The sequence below is a fragment of the Stenotrophomonas sp. YJH_SMC_80 genome, assembly GCF_059372495.1.
This window is the reverse complement of sequence record NZ_JCAFVP010000006.1, coordinates 20,013-40,320: the sequence shown is the minus strand read 5'-3', so window position 1 is coordinate 40,320 and position 20,308 is coordinate 20,013. Positions and strand designations below refer to the sequence as shown.

At 67.1% G+C, this 20,308-nt stretch carries 15 protein-coding genes and 1 riboswitch; of the genes, 4 read left to right on the top strand and 11 right to left on the bottom strand.

Going from position 1 to position 20,308, the window contains the following annotated elements; all coding sequences use genetic code 11:
* Window positions 1–37: 37 nt before the first annotated feature.
* The 5 genes from AC5P99_RS12025 to AC5P99_RS12005 all read right to left on the bottom strand — a co-directional run bounded on the left by AC5P99_RS12025 (window position 38) and on the right by AC5P99_RS12005 (window position 4,009).
* The gene (locus AC5P99_RS12025) at window positions 38–772 is read right to left on the bottom strand and encodes a suppressor of fused domain protein (protein ID WP_285311710.1); all 735 of its coding nucleotides are present in this window, start codon (window positions 770–772) and stop codon (window positions 38–40) included.
* A gap of 125 nt (window positions 773–897) precedes the next feature.
* On the bottom strand, window positions 898–1,821 hold the full coding sequence (locus tag AC5P99_RS12020; protein ID WP_005411652.1) for a ParB/RepB/Spo0J family partition protein: 924 nt from the start codon (window positions 1,819–1,821) through the stop codon (window positions 898–900).
* Entirely contained in the window at window positions 1,821–2,618 is a 798-nt protein-coding gene (locus AC5P99_RS12015; protein WP_005411653.1) for a ParA family protein, read from the bottom strand. Before AC5P99_RS12015 ends, AC5P99_RS12020 begins: the two co-directional genes overlap by 1 nt.
* Before the next feature lie 113 nt (window positions 2,619–2,731).
* Entirely contained in the window at window positions 2,732–3,370 is a 639-nt protein-coding gene (rsmG, locus tag AC5P99_RS12010; protein ID WP_012481632.1) for a 16S rRNA (guanine(527)-N(7))-methyltransferase RsmG, read from the bottom strand.
* A gap of 39 nt (window positions 3,371–3,409) precedes the next feature.
* On the bottom strand, window positions 3,410–4,009 hold the full coding sequence (locus AC5P99_RS12005; protein ID WP_033835351.1) for a 4'-phosphopantetheinyl transferase family protein: 600 nt from the start codon (window positions 4,007–4,009) through the stop codon (window positions 3,410–3,412).
* An 84-nt stretch (window positions 4,010–4,093) separates the two neighbouring features.
* Between AC5P99_RS12005 and AC5P99_RS12000 the strand changes: the two genes are divergently transcribed.
* Entirely contained in the window at window positions 4,094–4,345 is a 252-nt protein-coding gene (locus AC5P99_RS12000; RefSeq protein ID WP_005411656.1) for a GlsB/YeaQ/YmgE family stress response membrane protein, read from the top strand.
* 72 nt (window positions 4,346–4,417) lie between these two features.
* Here AC5P99_RS12000 and xth read toward each other — a convergent pair whose 3' ends face one another.
* From xth to AC5P99_RS11980, 4 genes are all read right to left on the bottom strand, one after another.
* Entirely contained in the window at window positions 4,418–5,185 is a 768-nt protein-coding gene (xth, locus tag AC5P99_RS11995) for an exodeoxyribonuclease III (RefSeq protein WP_049449879.1), read from the bottom strand.
* Window positions 5,186–5,346: 161 nt separating this feature from the next.
* The gene (locus tag AC5P99_RS11990) at window positions 5,347–6,756 is read right to left on the bottom strand and encodes a coniferyl aldehyde dehydrogenase (protein WP_088437078.1); all 1,410 of its coding nucleotides are present in this window, start codon (window positions 6,754–6,756) and stop codon (window positions 5,347–5,349) included.
* A gap of 213 nt (window positions 6,757–6,969) precedes the next feature.
* On the bottom strand, window positions 6,970–8,631 hold the full coding sequence (locus AC5P99_RS11985) for an MFS transporter (RefSeq protein WP_057494016.1): 1,662 nt from the start codon (window positions 8,629–8,631) through the stop codon (window positions 6,970–6,972).
* A 194-nt stretch (window positions 8,632–8,825) separates the two neighbouring features.
* Window positions 8,826–10,253, bottom strand: coding sequence for a DcaP family trimeric outer membrane transporter (locus tag AC5P99_RS11980; RefSeq protein WP_005411660.1), 1,428 nt, complete (start codon window positions 10,251–10,253; stop codon window positions 8,826–8,828).
* A 245-nt stretch (window positions 10,254–10,498) separates the two neighbouring features.
* Between AC5P99_RS11980 and acs the strand changes: the two genes are divergently transcribed.
* The 3 genes from acs (at window position 10,499) to AC5P99_RS11965 (ending at window position 14,174) form a co-directional block, all read left to right on the top strand.
* Entirely contained in the window at window positions 10,499–12,442 is a 1,944-nt protein-coding gene (gene acs / locus AC5P99_RS11975; protein ID WP_495213188.1) for an acetate--CoA ligase, read from the top strand.
* A gap of 79 nt (window positions 12,443–12,521) precedes the next feature.
* On the top strand, window positions 12,522–13,187 hold the full coding sequence (locus AC5P99_RS11970) for a response regulator transcription factor (RefSeq protein WP_005411662.1): 666 nt from the start codon (window positions 12,522–12,524) through the stop codon (window positions 13,185–13,187).
* Window positions 13,188–13,420: 233 nt separating this feature from the next.
* A riboswitch (yybP-ykoY riboswitch) is annotated at window positions 13,421–13,510 on the top strand.
* Window positions 13,511–13,598: 88 nt separating this feature from the next.
* On the top strand, window positions 13,599–14,174 hold the full coding sequence (locus AC5P99_RS11965; protein ID WP_049449888.1) for a manganese efflux pump MntP: 576 nt from the start codon (window positions 13,599–13,601) through the stop codon (window positions 14,172–14,174).
* Between the two features lie 156 nt (window positions 14,175–14,330).
* Here the strand turns inward: AC5P99_RS11965 and AC5P99_RS11960 are convergent, their stop codons facing one another.
* Together AC5P99_RS11960 and AC5P99_RS11955 are read right to left on the bottom strand one after the other, a co-directional pair.
* Window positions 14,331–17,777: a hybrid sensor histidine kinase/response regulator gene (locus AC5P99_RS11960; RefSeq protein ID WP_033835356.1), complete on the bottom strand. Its 3,447-nt coding sequence runs from the start codon at window positions 17,775–17,777 to the stop codon at window positions 14,331–14,333.
* A gap of 207 nt (window positions 17,778–17,984) precedes the next feature.
* Complete coding sequence (locus AC5P99_RS11955; protein WP_099605349.1) at window positions 17,985–20,132, bottom strand: S46 family peptidase; 2,148 nt, start codon at window positions 20,130–20,132, stop codon at window positions 17,985–17,987.
* Window positions 20,133–20,308: the final 176 nt, after the last annotated feature.

Below are 20,308 nucleotides of genomic sequence, written 5' to 3'. Positions count from 1 at the left end.
CCTGGAAACGAAGTTCAGGCCCCTGATGTTACCGGTCTCAGAACAAACCGAAACGCTTCTTCGCCACGTTGTTGCGGCCGGGTTCGATCACGTCCTGGATGTTCTTCGCATCGAAGCGGTCGAGCAGCGCCTCGGCGCCCTTCCTCAGCTTCAGGTCCATCTCTTCCGGGTACAGCGGAACCAGGCTCATGAAGCTGATGGTCCTGCCGTCCTCCAGCACCAGCGTGGCGAAGTCCTCCGGGGCGGTCACCGGCGACAGCACGATGGCACCATCGAAACCCACGCCCGGCGCGTAGGGCTCGCTGGGATGGCCGTTGGGAATGGTGTGGCCGAAGCCCAGCCAGGTGTCGTACTCGTGCGGCAACCGTGCCATGCCCTTCAGCAGGCGCACCGGCCAGTAATTGCGCTCGTCCTCGAAGGCGTCCTGGGAGATCGGCCAGTCGGCCGGCAGGGTCACCATCAGTTCCATGTAGCGCGGCACGTCCGCGTCCACCTCGGCGGGCACGGTCATCGGCAGGTCGCTCATGCCGGAGGTGACCAGGCGCAGGTACGGGCAGTGGTCATTGGCCGGCACCACGTGCACGTCGATGTGCACCAGGTCGGAGATGATCTCGTGGAAGACACCGGACACCGGGCCCAGATGGCGTTCGAGGTGGGCGCTGATCGCCTCGATGTGCTGTTCTTCGCCGATGGCGGGCACGAAGTCCTTTTCGCGGCGATGTACCAGTATCTGGGTGCCGTCCGGGCTGACGTCCTCGTATTCGTTGCTCATGTCCTGTTCCCTGGATGAGGCCACGGACCGGAGAGCAGTGCATCCCCGGCACGCGCGGCGGTGCGTTCCCTGTCATCTGCAGGACGCGGCGGGAACAGGCCGCACCCCCTGGCGCTGCGCCGGGCTCAGCCCTGGCGCGTACGCAGCTTTTCCAGCACGCCGTCCAGGGTATCCAGGTCGGTGTAGTGGATGATCAGCTTGCCCTTGCCGCCCCGGCCGTGGTTGATCGCCACCTTGGCACCCAGTGCTTCGGACAGTTCGGTTTCCAGCGAGGCGATGTCGGCCTGCTGCACCTTCGGCGTCGCCACCGGGCGGTTGCTCGGCACCTTGCCGGCCGCGAAGGCCTGCGCACGGCGCTCGACCTCGCGCACCGACCAGCCTTCATCGGCCGCTTCCTGCGCCAGCTTGCCAGCCAGCTCGGGAGCCAGGGTCAGCAGCGCGCGGGCGTGGCCCATTTCCAGGCGGCGGGTTTCCAGCAGCAGGCGGATCGCCACCGGCAGCTCCAGCAGGCGCAGCAGGTTGGACACCGCCGCGCGCGAGCGGCCGACGGCCTCGGCGGCCTCGGCATGGGTCAGGGTGAACTCGCTGATCAGGCGCTGCAGCGCCTCGGCTTCTTCCAGCGGGTTGAGGTCTTCGCGCTGGATGTTCTCGATCAGCGCCATCGCGATGACCGTGCGGTCTTCCAGCTCGCGCACCACCACCGGCACTTCGTCCAGGCCGGCCAGCTGCGATGCGCGCCAGCGGCGCTCACCGGCGACGATTTCGTAGTTGCCTGCCGGCAGCTGGCGCACCAGGATCGGTTGGATCACGCCCTGCGACTTGATCGAGTCGGCCAGCTCGGAGAGCTTGCCCTCGTCCATCTCGCGGCGCGGCTGGTACTTGCCCGGCTGCAGCTGGCCGACCGGCAACTTGCGCAGCACTTCACCCGGCAGCGGTTCGATCACCGCAGTGGTGGCCTGCACCTGGCTGACCGCGCCTTTCGGGCCCAGCAGCGCGTCCAGGCCACGGCCGAGGCCTCGCTTCTTGGCTGCCGGCTTGCTGCTGGTCATCAGACGGTCTCCACGGCCTTGGCGGCCTTGTTGCGTTCGTTGTTGCGGCGGATGATCTCGCCGGCCAGGCCCAGGTAGGCCACGCCACCGCGCGAGGCGCGGTCGTAGCCGACGATGCTCTGGCCATGGCTGGGTGCCTCCGCCAGGCGCACGTTGCGCGGCACGATGGTGCGGAACACGCGGTCGCCGAAGTGCTCGGTGAGCTCGGCCGACACTGCGTTGGCCAGGTTGTTGCGCACGTCGAACATGGTGCGCAGCACGCCTTCGATCTCCAGCGCCGGGTTCAGGCTGGTGCGCAGGGCTTCGATGGTTTCCACCAGCGCACTCAGGCCTTCCAGTGCGTAGTACTCGCACTGCATCGGCACGATCACCGAATCGGCGGCGGCCAGCGCGTTGAGCGTCAGCAGCGACAACGCCGGCGGGCAATCGATCAGGATGTAGTCGTACTCGTCGCGGATCGGCGCCAATGCGCGCTTCAGGCGCTGCTCGCGCTCGCTCTGGCCCATCAGCTGGATCTCGGCGGCGGTCAGGTCGATGTTGCCCGGCAGCAGGTCGTAGCCTTCGGCGGTCTGCACGCGCACATCGGCGGCGCTGTTCTCGCCCAGCAGCAGATCGCAGGTGGAGGCCGCCAGCTCACGCTTGTCCACGCCGCTGCCCATGGTCGCGTTGCCCTGCGAGTCCAGGTCGACCAACAGCACGCGCTTGGGTGCGTTGGCCAGGGAAGCGGCCAGGTTGACGGCGGTCGTGGTCTTGCCGACGCCACCCTTCTGGTTGGCGATGGCGATGATGCGGGCCATGCGGGTGTGCCTCGTCGACGGATGGTTGGGACCGGTCATTATGCGTACAACCGGCCCCTTGCGGAAATCGTGGATCGCCAACCCGTTGTTCCACAAAGGGCTGGCGGCGAAAATCAGGGACCTGTAACGGTGACCAGGTGGCGTTCGCCGGCCAGGCCGGGCACGCTCAGCGGGGTCACCTCACGCACCTGCCAGCCAGCCGGCAGTTCCGCGATCTCCTCATGCGGGTAGACGCCCTTCATGGCCAGCAGCACGCCACCGGGGCGCAGCAGATGGCCGCCGACGCGGACGATGCCAGCCAGGGTATCCATTGCGCGCGCGGTCAGCTGGTCGTAACGACCGGCCTCGTCCAGCGCTTCGGCCCGCGATTCGGCCACGCGGGCGTTGCCCAGGCCGAGCTGGCGCACGGCCTCGCGCATGAAGCGCGCCTTCTTGCCGTTGCTCTCCACCAGGGTGACCTGCAGGCCCGGGCAGGCGATCGCCAGCGGGATGCCGGGCAACCCGGGACCGGTACCGAGGTCGGCCAGGCTGCCATCAGCCACGAACGGCTGCATCGCCAGCGAATCGAGCAGGTGGCGGGTAACCATCTCCTGCGGGTCGCGGATGGCGGTGAGGTTGTAGGTGCCGTTCCAGCGGTGCAGCAGGGCCAGGTAGCGCAGCAGCGGCGGCGCCAGCGCGGCGTCCAGGCCCATGCTGGCCAGGCCCTGTTCCAGCGTGGCAGCCACGCTGGCGGGAAGTGGGTGTTCGCTCATGTCGACATTATCGCCGGTTTTGCGCGCTGATTCCCCGCTTCAGTGCGGATACCAGGCCAACGCCGCACGGAACTGGCCGGTGGCCTGCCATTCGTGCAGGTGCCAGCGCGCGGCCTCGCCCAGTTCCGGGTCGCACCAGCGCAGGTGCAGGGCGCCATCGGCCCCCGGCGCCAGCTGCAGGCGGTGCAGGCCGAACGAGATGCCCTGGCCGTGCGCCTTCAGGATGGCTTCCTTGACGCACCACACGCGGAAGAACCAGTGCTCGCGGTCGGCCTCGTCCAGGCGTTCCAGCCAGGCCACCTCCTGCGGGTGGAAGAAGCGCCGCACGATTTCCAGAAGACGCGGCCGCGGCCGCAGCAGTTCCAGGTCTACGCCCAGCCGCACGCCTTCGCCCAGCGCCACCAGCAGCACCTCACCGCTGTGGCTCCAGCCGGTCCCGTAGTGGGCCAACGGGCCGCTCAGCTCCGGCCGGCCCTTGTCGTCACGGACCAGGGGCAGCGTCTGCGGATCGGTGCCCAGCGCCTGCGCCAGTACCTGCCGGGCCTGCGGTTCACCGCGCTGGCCCGGCACGTGCGGACGCCGCCAGACCGTTACCGGACCGAAGCGCCACGGGCCGTCGAGGGTGGCTGGCAGGCTCATCCGCACGCGCCCATCACGCAATTGCACGACGGGTTCACGGCCGTGCGCGTCAACTGGTCACAGTTTCCCACCGGAGGTTCGATCATGGGCATCATCATCTGGCTGATCGTCGGCGGCATCGTAGGCTGGCTGGCCAGCATCATCATGAAGCGCGATGCCCAGCAGGGCATCATCCTCAACATCGTGGTCGGCATCGTCGGCGCGCTGATTTCCGGCTGGCTGTTCGGCGGCGGCATCAACGAAGCGATCACCATCCGCACCTTCCTGTTCTCGCTGATCGGCGCGGTGATCCTGCTGGCGATCGTCAACCTGTTCACCCGCAAGAGCATACGGTGATCCGAGGGTAGCGTCGGCCACTGGCCGGCAGATGTTCCAGAACGGGCCCGGCAATCGTCGGGCCCTGTTCGTTCAACCGATCTGCACCCAGGCCGGCGCATGGTCGCTCGGGCGTTCCCAGGTGCGCGGCGCGCGGTCGATGCCCGAGGCCACCGCGCTGCCCTTCAACGCATCGGAGACCAGGGTCAGGTCGATGCGCAGGCCCAGGTTGCGGCGGAAGCCGGCGGCACGGTAATCCCACCAGCTGAAGGTGCCCGCCTCGTCGTTGTGCAGGCGGAAGCCATCGTGCAGACCCAGCTGCAGCAGCTTGTTGAGCGCGCCGCGCTCGGCGGTGGAGGTCAGGATGTGGTTGTCGTTCCACACCTCCGGGTCGTGCACATCGCGCGCGTCCGGGGCGATGTTGAAGTCACCCATCACGATCAGCTTCGGATGCCGCTGCAGTTCTTCGGCGATCCAGGCATGCACCGCCTCGAGCCAGCGCAGCTTGTAGTCGTACTTGTCGGTGCCGATGTCCTGGCCATTGACCACGTACAGGTTGATTACCCGCAGGTCGCCGAAGGTACCGGCAATGACGCGCTTCTGTTCGTCCTCGAAGCCGGGAATGCCGATCTGCACGTCCTGCGCCGGCTCACGCGACAGCAGCGCCACGCCGTTGTAGGTCTTCTGGCCGGCGAACACGCTGCGGTAGCCGGCGGCGATCAGCGCAGAATCGGGGAACTTGTGGTCCTCCAGCTTGGTTTCCTGGATACCGACGATGTCCGGGCCGAACTCCCTGAGCCACTGCTCCAGGTGCGGCAGGCGGACATTGAGCGAATTGACGTTCCACGAGGCGATCTTCATGCAGGCATTCTACCCGGGCCAGCTTTGGTAGACGCCAGCCTTGGTTGGCGCACGGCCCCCGCGTGCCAACCAAGGCTGGCACCCACCGGTAGTGCCGGTCGCTGGCCGGCAACTGCAGGGTCTTGCCGACGGTCCATGCGGTTGCCGGCCAGCGGCCGGCACTACCGAAGCAGCAGCTTCAACAACCCCGCAATCTTCGAATACGGCGGCCGCAGCCGGTCGCTGGCCGCCCAGCGCGACTGCCACAGCACCGGCAGCCGCTTGCTCATCGCATCGAACCCGGCCCGGCCGTGGTACGCGCCCATGCCGCTGGCCCCTACCCCGCCAAACGGCAGGCCATCGGCGGCGAAGTGCAGCAGCGTGTCATTCACCGTCACCCCGCCGGCCACCACCTGGCCGAGGATGCGCTCCACCGCCGCGCGGTCGTGGCTGAAGGGATAGAGCGCCAGCGGCCGGTCGCGGGACAGCACGTCCGCCAGCGCCGCCTCCAGATCCGGGTAGGCCCGCACCGGAAGGATCGGGCCGAAGACCTCCTCGCGCATCAGGTCCAGGTCGTCCGGCGGGTCCAGCACCACGGTCGGCACCAGCAGGCGCTCGCGGTCGGCGCGCGCGTCATCCACCTGCGCCAACGGAATCACCGGCACCCCGCGTTGCCGCGCCTGTGCCAGATAGCCCTGCAGGCGCCGGTACTGACCTTCATTGATGATGCGGGTGTAGTCGTCGGCATCGCTGAAGTCGCCATAGCGCTCGCGCACCTGCTGCTGCAGCGCCTGTACGAATTCGCGCTGGCGAACGGTATCGATCAGCACGTAATCCGGCGCGATGCAGGTCTGGCCCGCGTTGAACCACTTGCCGGTGGCCAGCCGCGCAGCGGCTTTGTCCAGCGGGAAATCGCGACAGACAATCGCCGGCGACTTGCCGCCCAGCTCCAGCGTGACCGGTACCAGATGCTCAGCCGCGGCGGCCATCACCTTGCGGCCGACCGCCGTCGAACCGGTGAACAACAGATGGTCCAGCGGCAGCGAGGACACCGCCGCCGCCACATCCGCCCCGCCCTGCACCACCGCCACGCGATCGGGCGGGAACACACTGGCCAGCAGATCGGCCAGGAATGCACTGGTGCGTGGTGTGTGTTCCGAAGGCTTCAGCAGTACGTGGTTGCCCGCAGCGATGGCGGTGGCCAAAGGCACCAATGCCAGCGTGACCGGGTAGTTCCAGGGCGAGATCACCCCGACCACGCCCAGCGGCGTCGGCCGCAGCTGCGCGCGCGCTGGCCACAACTTCCATCCCGCCGATGCCCGCTGCGGCTTCGACCAGCGCCGCAGGTGGCGACGCAGGTGGTCGATGGCCGACAGCACGCTCATGCCATCGGCCAGTTTCGATTCAACGCGGGCGCGATGGCCGAAGTCTTCGGCGATGGCCTGGGCCATTTCGTCCAGGCGTGGCTTCAGCGCCTCGCGCAGGCGGCGCAGGTCAGCTTCGCGCTGGTCCAGCGACGGGCGCTGCGACTGCCAGGCGCTGCGCAGGGTGTGCAGGAGGGCGGGGAGGTCTTCCGGCGTAGTGGTGGTCATGGGCCGACTATACGGGGTGCTGCGCAACCCAATGGTAGTGCCGGCCGCTGGCCGGCAACCTCATGAATCTCCGCGGACATAAAGCCGTTCCCGGCCAGCGGCCGGCACTACCGGAATGCGAGCCGAGTGGGCACACCCCACAAACAGAAAGGCCGCGGTCTGCACCGCGGCCCCTGAAACCCGGTGAGTGCCGACCGTTGGTCGGCACACCGGTTACTTGGTGATATCCACGTCCTTGGTCTCACGCAGGAACAGGCCGCCGATCACCACCGACATCAGCGCAATGATGATGGGGTACCACAGGCCGTAGTACAGGTTGCCGGTACCGGCCACCAGCGCGAACGAGATCGCCGGCAGGAAGCCACCGAACCAGCCGTTGCCGATGTGGTACGGCAGCGACATCGAGGTGTAGCGGATGCGGGTCGGGAACAGTTCGACCAGATAAGCGGCAATCGGGCCGTAGACCATGGTCACGTAAAGCACCAGCAGCCACAGCATGAAGATGGTGCCGGCGATGTTGATGCGGGCGCCATCAGCCTTGGCCGGGTAGCCGGCGGTGGTCAGGGCGGTCTTCAGTTCCGCACCGAATGCATCGGCCTTGGCCTTGCCTTCTTCCTTGGTCAGGCCAGCGGCCTCATACGAGGTGACGCTGGCACTGCCCACGTTCACCATCGCCAGCGAACCGGCGGCAGCGGGCTGTACGTCGTACGGCACACCAGCCTTGGTCAGCGCGGCGGTAGCCACGTCGCAGGAGCTGGTGAACTTGCGCAGGCCCACCGGATCGAACTGGAATGAACAGGTGTTCGGATCGGCGACGACCAGGGCCGGCGAACTGCTGCGGGCTTCTTCGATGGCCGGGTTGGCGAAGTGGGTCAGGCCCTTGAAGATCGGGATGTAGGTAACAGCCGCCAGCAGGCAGCCGGCCAGGATGATCTTCTTGCGGCCGATACGGTCGGACAGCCAGCCGAAGAAGATGAAGAACGGCACGCCCAGCGCCAGCGCGGCGGCGATCAGCAGGTAGGAGGTGGTGGCATCGACCTTCAGCATGCTGCTGAGGAAGAACAGCGCGTAGAACTGGCCGCCGTACCAGACCACGGCCTGGCCGGCTGCAGCGCCGAGCAGGACCAGCAGCATCAGCTTCAGGTTGCCGCCCTTCAGGCTGTCACGGAACGGGGTCTTGGAGCCCTTGCCCTCGGACTTCATCTGCTGGAACAGCGGCGACTCGCTCAGCTGCAGGCGGATCCATACGGACACGCCCAGCAGCAGGATCGAGACCAGGAACGGAATGCGCCAGCCCCAGGCTTCGAAGGCCTCATTGCCCAGGAAGTAGCGGCAGGCCAGGATGATCAGCAGCGACATGAACAGGCCGAGCGTGGCGGTGCACTGGATGAAGCTGGTGTACAGGCCGCGCTTGTCATCCGGCGCATGCTCGGCCACGTAGGTGGCGGCACCGCCGTACTCGCCACCCATCGCCAGGCCCTGGGCCAGGCGCAGAATGATCAGGATCACCGGTGCGGCGAAGCCGATCGAGGCGTAGTTGGGCAGCACGCCAACCAGGAAGGTCGAGATGCCCATGATCAGGATGGTGACCAGGAAGGTGTACTTGCGGCCGATGCGGTCGCCGAGGCTGCCGAAGAAGGCCGCGCCGAACGGACGCACGAAGAAGCCGGCGGCAAACGCCAGCAGGGCGAAGATCATGCCCGTGGTTTCATTGACGCCGCTGAAGAACTGCTTGGCGATGATGGCCGCGAGCGAGCCGTACAGGAAGAAGTCATACCACTCGAAGACCGTGCCGAGGCTCGAGGCGAAGATGACCTTCTTGTGGCCCTTGGTCAGGGTGCCCGCTTTATGTGCGGTGCTGGGTGTACTGGACATGGGACGCTTCCCCTCCGAAGCAATCGTTGTTGGTGGGTGCCGACCGTTGGTCGGCACCCCATCTCGGTAGATGCCGACCTTGGCCGGCACTCCATCTCGGTAGGTGCCGACCTTGGCCGGCACCCCATCTCGGTAGATGCCGACCTTGGCCGGCACCCCATCTCGGTAGGTGCCGGCCGCTGGCCGGCACGCTCTTAGAAGCTGTACTTCGTGGTGAACTGCAATCGGGTGATGTCACCCTTGTTGCCGTTCTCCACTTCGCGACGGCCGTACATCAGTTCGGCGCCGATATCGACCTTGGGCAGCGGCGAATAGAAGATGTTGCCGCGGATGCTCTGCACGCTCTTGGTCACCAGCGGGCCGAGGATGCTGTCGTTGTCGTAGTCGCTGCGCGCATAGATCAGGTTGGTGCGCAGCTTCGGTGAGAACGCATGCCGCCAGCCCACGTAGCCGGCCAGCACGCCGGTCGGGTTGAGCTCGTCGCGGGCCACGTCGTAGGCACTGTCGGCGGTGATGCCCAGACCGATGTAGCGGGCGATGCCTTCGCCGCCGGTCAGCTGGTAGTGCAGCGAATCGCTGTCGCCCATCACCCATTTGCCGCCCAGGGTCAGGCCGCCAGCCACCTTGTCGGCCTTGGCGCCGGTGGCCTGGTTGTCGACCTTCAGCTGACGGACGATGCCGCCGACACCGAAGGTGCCCCAGTCACCCTTCCAGCCATAGCGCAGGGTCAGGTCAGGCAGGCTGCCACGGTCGGAGTTGGCGCTGGTGTTGGTCCAGGCGCCGGTGACCGGGTTGCGGGTACCGGTAAGGGTGGTGGTTTCCGGGTTTTCCAGCGCGACGCTGAAGCCACCCTGGGTGTAGCGCACCTGGGCCTGGCGCACGAAGATCACGCCGTCGGTGGGCCCGACGAAGTCGACCGCTTCGGGCAGCGCGGCCGCGTCCATGAAGTTGGACCAGGTCTGGCCGGCCATCCAGTTGTTCCAGTACATGTAGGCATGACGCAGGGTCACGCCGTAGGTATTGGTGGCGGTCTGGTTGCCCAGCGAGTTGCCGAAGAAGTCCATCTCGAAGAACGCACCGGCCTTGTTGCCCGATTCGCTCACGTTGTCGATGCCCAGGTTGAAGCGCGAGAACTTGGCATGGGCGTTGAAGTCGGTGCCCGAACGCTTGCCGCTGCCGCCGGCGCCTTCCACCGGGGTCTGGCCCGGCAGGTATAGCGAGCGGCCGGTGGCGTCGTCGGCCAGCTGACCATCGCTGGTCTGGGTGGCCAGGAAGTCGGCCTTGATGAAGCCACCGATCTTGACCGTGGTGCCCGGCGCCGCGCCCGGGGTGATGGTGGTGACCTGGATCGGCTGCTTGCCGGCCGGCACCGAGGCGACCGGCTTCTGCCCGGCCTGCACCGTGCGCACTTCGGTCACCGCCTGCTGGGTCTGGCTGATCTGGGTCTGTTGTTGTTGCTGCGAAGACAGCAGCAGCTGGACCTGGCGTTCCAGTTCGGCAACGCGTGCTTCCAGCGCTTTCTCTTTGGCGGTCTCAGCGAACGCCATGCCCGGTGCGACCAGGGCGACCAACAGGCAGGCCGCCAAAGGTGTGCGCACGGCTTTCAACGTACGGTGGCTCATGTTGCCCTCTCTCCCAAGTGGCAAGGTGATGCCGCGCGTGGGGCACGGTCGAGCCGAGACTGCGGGGCGATTATGTATAGCGGCTATTCGCCATTGGTCGAACCCGGCCCTGCTGGGCGCTCACTTTCGACCATGGTCTAACCAGAGTGGTGACGCGGCCGGGGGTGGATGGGGCAAACTGAAGGGGATCGGTCGCTGCGATGCTGCGACCGCACATACAAAGTCAACGTGCAAGTGAGGGTGCCATGGCTGATATCTACCCCGTCGATCCGCAATTCGCCGCCAAGGCACGCATCGACAAGACGTCGTACGAACAGCAGTACCAGGCTTCGGTGACCGACCCGGATGGTTTCTGGGGCAAGGCCGCCGAGCGCCTGCAGTGGATGCGCAAGCCGACCAGGATCAAGAACGTCAGCTACGACCTGTCCGACTTCCACATCAAGTGGTTCGAAGATGGCGAGCTCAATGCCAGCGTGAACTGCCTGGACCGCCAGCTGGAAACGCGCGGCGACAAGACCGCCCTGCTGTTCGAGCCGGACGGCCCGGATGCACCGGCCCGGCATGTGACCTATCGCGAGCTGTACGGGCGCACCTGCCGCCTCGGCAACGCGCTGCGCAACCTCGGGGTCAAGAAGGGCGACCGCGTCACCATCTACCTGCCGATGATCGTCGACGCCGCGGTGGCCATGCTGGCCTGCGCGCGCATCGGTGCGATCCACTCGGTGGTGTTCGGTGGCTTCGCACCGAACTCGATCGCCGACCGCGTCAGCGACTGCCAGAGCAAGCTGATCATCACCGCCGACGAGGGCCTGCGTGGTGGTCGAAAGATTCCACTGAAGGCCAACGTCGATGCCGCGCTGAAGCTGCCGGGCACGAACACGGTTGAAACCGTGCTGGTGGTGCGCCACACCGGCGGCGCGGTGGACATGCAGGCCCCGCGCGACCGCTGGTTCCACGATGTGGTGGACAGCCAGCCGTCCACCTGCGAACCGGAACGCATGAACGCGGAAGACCCGCTGTTCATCCTCTACACCTCCGGTTCCACTGGCAAGCCGAAGGGCGTGCTGCACACCACCGGCGGTTACCTGCTGTACGCGGCCTACACCCATGAAGCGGTGTTCGACCTGCGCGAGGACGACATCTACTGGTGCACCGCCGACGTCGGCTGGGTCACCGGCCACAGCTACATCGTGTACGGGCCGCTGGCCAACGGCGCGACCTCGCTGATGTTCGAAGGCGTGCCGAATTACCCGGACACCTCGCGCTTCTGGAACGTCATCGACAAGCACAAGGTCAGCATCTTCTACACCGCCCCGACCGCCATCCGTGCGCTGATGCGCGAGGGCGACGAGCCGGTGAAGAAGACCTCGCGCGCCTCGCTGCGCCTGCTCGGCAGCGTCGGCGAGCCGATCAACCCGGAAGCCTGGCGCTGGTACTACGAGGTGGTTGGCGGCAGCCGCTGCCCGATCGTCGATACCTGGTGGCAGACCGAAACCGGCGGCATCCTGATCTCGCCGCTGGCCGGCGCGATGGATCTCAAGCCGGGATCGGCCACCCTGCCCTTCTTCGGCGTGCAGCCGGCGCTGGTCAATGCCGATGGCGAGATCCAGGACGGCCCGACCGAGGGCAACCTGATCATCCGTGATTCCTGGCCGGGCCAGATGCGCACGGTGTACGGCGACCACCAGCGTTTCATCGATACCTATTTCCGCACCTACCCGGGCAGCTACTTCACCGGTGACGGTTGCCGCCGCGAAGAGGACGGCTATTACTGGATCACCGGCCGCGTCGACGACGTGATCAACGTGTCTGGCCACCGCATCGGCACCGCTGAAGTGGAAAGCGCGCTGGTTTCGCACCCGAAGGTGGCCGAGGCGGCCGTGGTCGGCTTCCCGCACGACGTGAAGGGCCAGGGCATCTACGCCTACGTCACCCTGGTGGCCGAAGAGGCACCGAGCGACGAGCTGCACAAGGAGCTGATCGCCTGGGTGCGCAAGGAGATCGGCCCGATCGCCACGCCCGACCACCTGCAGTGGGCGCCGGGCCTGCCGAAGACCCGTTCGGGCAAGATCATGCGCCGCATCCTGCGCAAGATCGCCGAGAACGCGCCGGACCAGCTCGGCGACACCTCGACCCTGGCTGATCCGTCGGTGGTGGCGTCACTGGTGGACGAGCGCAAGGTGCGCTGATGTACGACCGGGGTCGGATCCCTTTCCGCAATGAAAGGGCTCTGACCCCATCTGCTTTCCCCCACGGTTCCCCCCGACCATGACCACCCTCCTGATTGCCGATGACCACCCGCTGTTCCGCGAAGCCCTGCGCGGCGCCGTGCAGCGGGTCATCCCCGGCGTGCAGCTGTTCGAGGCAGACAGCGTGGAAGCGCTGTATGCGCTGGCCGACCAGCACAACGACGCCGACCTGGTCCTGATGGACCTCAACATGCCTGGCGCACAGGGTTTCAACGCGCTGGTGCACATGCGTTCGCTGCACCCGCACCTGCCGGTGGTGGTGGTGTCCGCGCGCGAAGAAGCCACGGTGATGCGCCGCGCGCTCGACCACGGCGCGCTGGGCTTCATTCCGAAGTCTGCGGATTCGGACACCATCGGCCACGCACTGGGCACCATCCTCGATGGCGAGACCTGGGCGCCGCCGGAAGCGCACAACGTGCCGCCCACCGAGCGCGAGGAACGCGAAGTCGGCCAGCGACTGCGCGAGCTCACCCCGCAGCAGTTCCGCGTGCTGCAGATGCTGGGCGCCGGCCGCTTGAACAAGCAGATCGCCTACGACCTCAATGTCTCCGAAGCGACGATCAAGGCCCACGTCACCGCCATCCTGCGCAAGCTGGGCGTGACCAACCGCACCCAGGCCGTGCTGATGGCCGGCAAGCTGGCGATCGACGACGACGCCATCGTGCTGCCGCCGGAAGAAGATTGAGGTAGTGCCGGCCGCTGGCCGGCAATCGCCTTCAGCCCCTGAAATCACCCGAAACCGCTTCGGTAGGTGCAAAGCTTGCTTTGGCACGCTCTCGCCGTTGCGCATGCCGGCCAGCGGCCGGCACTACCCGGCACCGCTGCGCTCGCGATATAGCCATCGCTATACAAACCAGCCCTGCCTGCGCGTTTCGCTGGAAATGCGCCACGCGCGAATCGCGATGCTAAGCTTCGCGTCCCCTTGGGGAGTAGCCGGATTCCTTCGCAGGAATCGTCCACGTCAACATACTCGGCCAGTGCGCCGTGGCGTGGACAACCATGATGGTTGGCGAGACCAGCGGCCCGCGCGCGCAACGTCAGGTTGGGCGCGAGCGCGAGCCGTGCGTCCGTCCTTGCCCGACCTCAGCCGCTGTCCATGTCCCCCATTTCGATCCTCCTGATCGGCTTTGCCATGTCCACCGATGCCTTTGCCGCCGCGATCGGCAAGGGTGCGGCCATGCGCAAGCCGGTGTTCCGCGATGCACTGCGTGCCGGCATCATCTTCGGCGTCATCGAGGCGATCACGCCCATCATCGGCTGGCTGCTCGGCCGCGCCGCGCTGCAGTACGTCGAAGCCTTCGACCACTGGATCGCCTTCGGCCTGCTCGGCGCGCTGGGCATCCACATGATCTACAACGGCCTGCGCCCGGACAGTGCTGACGAAGACGAAGACCCCTCGCAGCACCACGGCTTCTGGAAGCTGGCGTTGACCGGTTTCGCCACCAGCATCGATGCGATGGCGGTGGGCATCGGCCTGGCCTTCATGGACGTGCATATCGGCGTGATGGCCGCGGTCATCGGCCTGTGCACGCTGACCATGGTCACCGCCGGCATCATGCTCGGCCGCGTGCTGGGCAGCATGGTGGGTAAGCGTGCCGAGATCATCGGTGGCGTGATCCTGGTGATCATCGGCGCGACGATCCTGTACGAGCACCTGCACGGCGTGGGGTAACGCTTCCGCGATTACGTGGTTGCCGGCCAGCGGCCGGCACTACCTGACGTCACATCCACGCATGGCGTGGATCTACTGCCAGGCCGATGAAGCTTGGGTAGATGCCAGGCTTGCCTGGCATGGTTTCACGTCGTGGTTGCCGGCCAGCGGCCGGCACTACTGCGCGTCGCGCAGCGCGCCGAGGAAGGCGCGCAGCGAGGCCGGCTTGATCGGCTTGGTCAGCACGCGATAGCCACGCTCGCGCGCCATCCGCTTCAGCTCGTCGCGACCATCGGCGGTCAGCAGCGCACCCGGCAGCGGGTAACCGGCGGCTTCGCGCAGGGCCACCAGCGCGTCCAGGCCATCCATGCGGTCGTGCAGGTGGTAGTCGACCAGCATCACCTGTGGTCGTTCGGCCACCTTCTCCAACGCCTGATCCACCGTCGATGCCGTGATCACCTGCACCTGCCAACGGCCGAGCAGTGCGCGCATGCCGTCGAGGATCTCCTCGTCGTTGTCCACGCACAGCACGCGCAGGCCCGCCAGCGAATCGCTGCGCACCGGCGCGGCGACGGCCTGTACCGGCGCGGCCAGTTCGGTGTAGCCCGGCAACGGTGCGACCCGCGGCAGGATGATCGAGAACATCGATCCCTTGCCGACCCGGCTGCGCGCATTGAGGCGATGGTCAAGCAGGCGCGAGATGCGCTGGCAGATCGACAGGCCCAGCCCCAACCCCTGCTCACCCCAATCGAACGGTTGCTGGTAGCGGTGGAACTCGTCGAAGATCTGCCGCATGTGGTGCTCGGGAATACCGGGGCCGGTATCCCACACCTGCAGTTCCACCTCGTCGCCACGCTGGCGCACGGCCAGCACGATGCGGCCCTGGCGCGTGTAGCGCAGCGCATTGGCCAGGAAGTTCTGCAGCACGCGGCGCAGCAGGCGGCGATCACTGCGCACCCATGCCGGTCGCGCGAACAGGTCCAGGCGCAGGCCACGGCCGGCGGCGACCGGGGTGTACTGCGCGGCCAGCTCACGCATCAACGCACTCACGTCGAACTCGCCGATCACCGGGTGCAGGCCACCGGCATCCAGCCGAGACACATCCAGCAGGCCATCGAGCAGCTCTTCGGCCGCACGCAACGACGCATCCACACGCTCGGCCAGGTGCTTCTGCTCATCGCTCACGTGATCGCTGTCGCGCAGCGCGGAAGCGAACAGGCGTGCGGCGTTCAGTGGCTGCAGCACGTCATGGCTGATCGCCGCCAGGAAGCGGGTCTTCGACTGCTGCGCGACCTCGGCCTCATGCGAACGCTCGGCCACGCGCTGTTCCAGCGTTTCGTTGGCTTCCAGCAGGGCCTTTTCCGCGTGCTTGTAGTCGGTGATGTCGTTGTAGCTGGTCACGTAACCGCCGCCGGGCAGCGCCTGGCCACGCATCTCGATCACCTTGCCATCGCTGCGGGTGCGCTCGAACACGTGCGGTGACCCCGCGCGCATGTAGCCGATGCGTCGGTTGATCTGCACTTCGATATCACCCTCGCCCAGCTCGCCGCGCTCGGCGTTGTAGCGGATCAGGTCGGCCACAGGGCGACCTACGTAGAGCATGCCGTCGGGGTAGCCGAACATGTCCTGGTAACGACGATTCCATGCGGTCAGCCGCATGTCCGGATCGACCACGCTGACCCCGGCGCTGATGTTCTCCAGCGTGGTCGACAGGATCTCGCGGTTGAAGCGCAGTTCCTGCCCGGCTTCGTCCAGCACCGCCACCACTTCGCCCAGGTCCATGCCCGAGCCGCGCAGCAGGCTGGTCAGCAGCAGGCGCGCCGAGGCCGCACCAATCGACGCGGCCAGCAGGCGTTCGGTGAACTGCACCCACGGCCGGTCGGCCGGCGCCGAGGATTGCAGCTCGCGGCCCAGCGACTGTGCCTGCTCGAAGAACGAACGCCGCGCATGGCGCTCGCCGACCACGCGCGAGGCAAGTGCCAGCAGGTCGCCCACGTGCACATGACCGGGCCAGCCACCGGCCACCGACGGGCGCTCGGCATACGGGTCGAGGAACGGCGCGGCGCGCAGCCGCTCGTCCACACCGGGCCGCCAGCGCGCGGACACCAGCATCATCGTCGCCGCATTGACCAGCAGCGACCAGAACGTGCCATGGGTCAGCGGGTCCCAGCCGGTCATGCCGAACAGCTGCTGCGGGCGCAGCCACTCGATGCCGAACGGGCCGTGCTGCACCCAGCCAGCATCGACCCAGCCGGCCATGGTCATCGCCGGCAGCAGCAGCGTGTACAGCCAGGTGGCGAAGCCCAGCAGCATGCCCACCTCGACACCACGCCGGCTCGCGCCGCGCCAGTACAGGCCGCCGATCAGCCCCGGTGCGAACTGCGCCACCGCTGCGAACGCCATCAGGCCATACGAGGCCAGCGTGCTGTCGTTGCTGCTGGTGCGGTAGTAGCTGTAGGCCATCAGCGCCAGCAGCAGGATCGCCAGGCGGCGGATCCACAGCACGCGCGAGGCGACGTCGGCGGCCTCCTGATGGTCGCCACTGCGACGCAGCAGCACCGGCATCACCAGATCGTTGCTGACCATGGTGGCCAGCGCGATGGACGAGACGATGACCATGCCGGTGGCGGCGGAGAAGCCGCCCACATAGGCGATCAGCGCCAGCGCGTTGCGGCCTTCGGCCAGCGGCAGGGCCAGCACCATCGAGTCGTCGGCGACGCTGCCGCCGGTGCCGAACAGGGTCACGCCGGCGGTGGCGATCGGCAGCACCATGCCCGAGATCAGTACCAGGTAGCCACCGAACATCCAGCGCGCGCGGCGTACGTCGCGCACGTCACCGCACTCGACCACGGCCACGTGGAACTGGCGTGGCAGGCAGATGATGGCCAGGAAGCTGAGCAGGGTCTGCGAGATGAAGCCCACCGGCGGCAGGCCGGTGAACAGCGTATGCACCGACTCGACGACCGCGTCGGTGCGGTTGCTCAGCCACAGGTAGGCGAACACGCCCACGGCCAGCATCGCCAGCAGCTTGATCACCGATTCGAAGGCGATCGCCAGCATCATGCCGTGGTGGTGCTCGGTGGCGTCGACCTGGCGGGTGCCGAACAGGGTGGCGAACAGCGCCATCAGCAGCGCCACGTACAGCGCCGGATCGGTGAAGAAGCCGGTCGGGCCGCTGTTGCCGGTCAGCACCTGCAGGCTCATCGCCACCGCTTTGTACTGCAGGGCCAGGTACGGGATGATGCCGATCAGGGCGATGATCGCCACCAGCGCCGCCAGCCGCCGCGAGCGGCCGAAGCGCGAGGAGATGAAATCGGCGATGGAGACCACGTTCTGGCTGCGGGCGATCAGCGCCAGGCGTTCGATGATGCGCCAGCCGAACAAAAGCAGCAGCAACGGACCGATATAGATCGGCAGGTAGCCGATGCCGTTGCGCACGGCCGTACCCACCGCGCCGTAGAAGGTCCACGACGAGCAGTAAACGGCCAGCGCCAGGCTGTACACCACCGGCCGCAGCCACGGCCGATCGGGATACATCGGCCGGCGGTCACCCCACCACGCCACGCCGAACAGCAGCGCGGCATAGGCAACCGAGACCAGCAGCAGGATCCAGCTGGAGACCACGCGTGCATTTCCGTCGGAACAGGGGCCAGTAGATCACGACCGTTGGTCGTGAGGGTAGGTCATGGTGGTGGGTCACGACCGTTGGTCCGTCTGGTGGGTCACGACCGTTGGTCGTGACGGGGACATCCGTGCCCACTGACAGTGGGCACCTACCGGGAATCAATGGGCACCCACCAGGAAGCGGTGGGCACCTGCCAGGTACCGGCGTTATTGGGCCGGCACGCCCATTTCCTTCAGCAGCTCGGGCGCCGGGTAGACCTTGGCCAGCAGCCAGCGCAGGTAGCGCATGTCCACGTGCACGGCGCGCTTGTAGCGCGGGTCGAACCACCAGCTGGCGCTGACCGATTCCCAGTTGCTGTCGAAGTTCAGGCCGATCAGTTCGCCATTGGCGTTGAGCACCGGCGAGCCGGAGTTGCCGCCGGTGGTATCCAGGTTGGTCAGGAAGTTGACCGTCTGGGTCTTCAGCGCCGGGTCGCCGGTGCTGCCGAAGTCACCCTTGGCAATCGCCGCCAGCAGCGGCTTGGGTGCATCGAACGGATAGGCGTTGGTGTTCTTCTCGACAATGCCGGCCACGGTGGTCACCGGCGAGTAGGTCACGCCGTCGCGCGGGTGCAGCGCCTCCACCTTGCCGTAGCTGATGCGCAGGGTGCGGTTGGCATCCGGGTACACGGCGCGGCCCTGCTTGGCACGCCAGGCGAACAGCGCCTGCATGTAGGCCGGGCGCAGGCGCAGCTGCTCGCCTTCGCGGGTCTTGCTCTCGTTCTCGATGCGCAGCTGCGCGGCCACCAGCGGGCCGGCCACGGCGATCAGCGGATCGGCGGCCAGCGCCTTGCCTTCGCGTGCGGCAGCGAAGCGCGACAGGCGCTGCGCCTCGTCACCCAGCTGGGTGCCCGCATACAGGGTATCCAGCGCCTTGGCCAGCTGCTGCGGGGTACGGCCAAAGGCCGCGTCGAACTCGGCCACGCGCTGCGCGTCCGGCAGCTGCTGGTAGCGGGTCAGCAGGGTGGTCAGCAGCGCCTTCTCGACCTCCGGTGCGTAACGGCGCTGGACCTGCTTGAGCACGCCTTCGATCATCGCCTGGTCGCGCTGCTGGTAGCCGCTTTCGCGCTGCGCGTCCGGCTTGGCCGATTCGATGCGCAGGCGCTCCAGCAGCAACGCCGAACGCAGCAGCTGGCTCTGCGCGGCCATCTGCTCCAGCAGCAGGTCACGCTCGCCCACCGCCGCGCCCTGCGACAGGTTGGCCAGCAAGGCCTTGATGTCGCCCTGGTACCTGCGGTCGGTGGCAGCGAGCATCGCCGTCTCGTCGGCGGCACGCTGGGCCTTGGCGTCGCTGCGCAGCAGGCCTTCCAGCTCACCGGCAGCGCGCTTGCGGTTGTTCTTCAACGACTGCAGCTGCGAGGCGTAGCGGGTGCGCGCCTGTGCATCCTTCGCGCTGGCGGCCTCGATGGTGTCGATCATCTGCTGGAACACCGATACGCGGCGCGGCAGCACGGTATCGATCTGGCCAGCGAATTCGGCCGCGGTACGATGGCGGTAGGTGATGCCCGGGTAACCGGCCAGCATCGCGTAGTCGCCTTCCTTCGGGCCTTCCACCGACATCTGCAGGTGTGCCGGGGCCTGGTAGGGCACGTTGTCCTTGCTGTAGGCGGCCGGCTTGCCGTCCTTGCCCACGTAGGCGCGCAGCAGGGTGAAGTCGCCGGTGTGGCGCGGCCACATGAAGTTGTCGATCTCGTCGCCGTAATTGCCGATCGCACGCGGCGGCGCGTACACCAGGCGCACGTCGCTCAGTTCCAGCTGGGCGATCCGGTAGAAGTCGGTGCCGTAGTACATGTTGGCCACCGAGCAGCGCACGCTGCCGTCCTTCTCGCACTCGGCCACGATCTGCTTGCTGGCCGCATCGACGGCATCGAAGTAGGCGCGGCCGGTCTTGCCACGCGCCTGCGCCAGCACCTGGTCGGTCACCTTGTCGAAGCCGACGGTGACCAGCACGCGGAAGTCCGGGTTGGCCGGGCGCTCGTCGGCACGGCCGTTGGCGATGAAGCCACCAGTGATCAGGTCGTGCTCGGGCGAGCTGTTGTACTGGATCACGCCCATCGCCACGTGGTGGTTGGTCAGCAGCAGGCCGTCGGCGGACACGAACGAACCGGTACCACCACCGGCGCGCACCACGGCGCTCAGCGGCGGCGCGGTGACATTGGCCAGGTCGGCCGGATTGCCCTTGAAACCTGCGGCCTGCAGCGGCTTGGCCAGCTCCGGCAGCTGCGTCGGCATCCACATGCCTTCATCGGCGTGGGCACCGGCGGCGAGGGTCAGGCCCAGGGCCAGGGCGGTGGGAAGGGCTTTGCGTGGTGACATGAGGCAATCCGGTACGACTGAACAGCCCGGGACCATAGCCCGTGGGGCCGGATGGGGCAACGGCCGATGGTTGGGGCGACGCGCACGGTAGTGCTGGCCGCTGGCCGGCAATCCACGTAACTCAGGAGATACGGTGCAGCTGCCGGCCAGCGGCCGGCACTACCGCAGCGACGCAT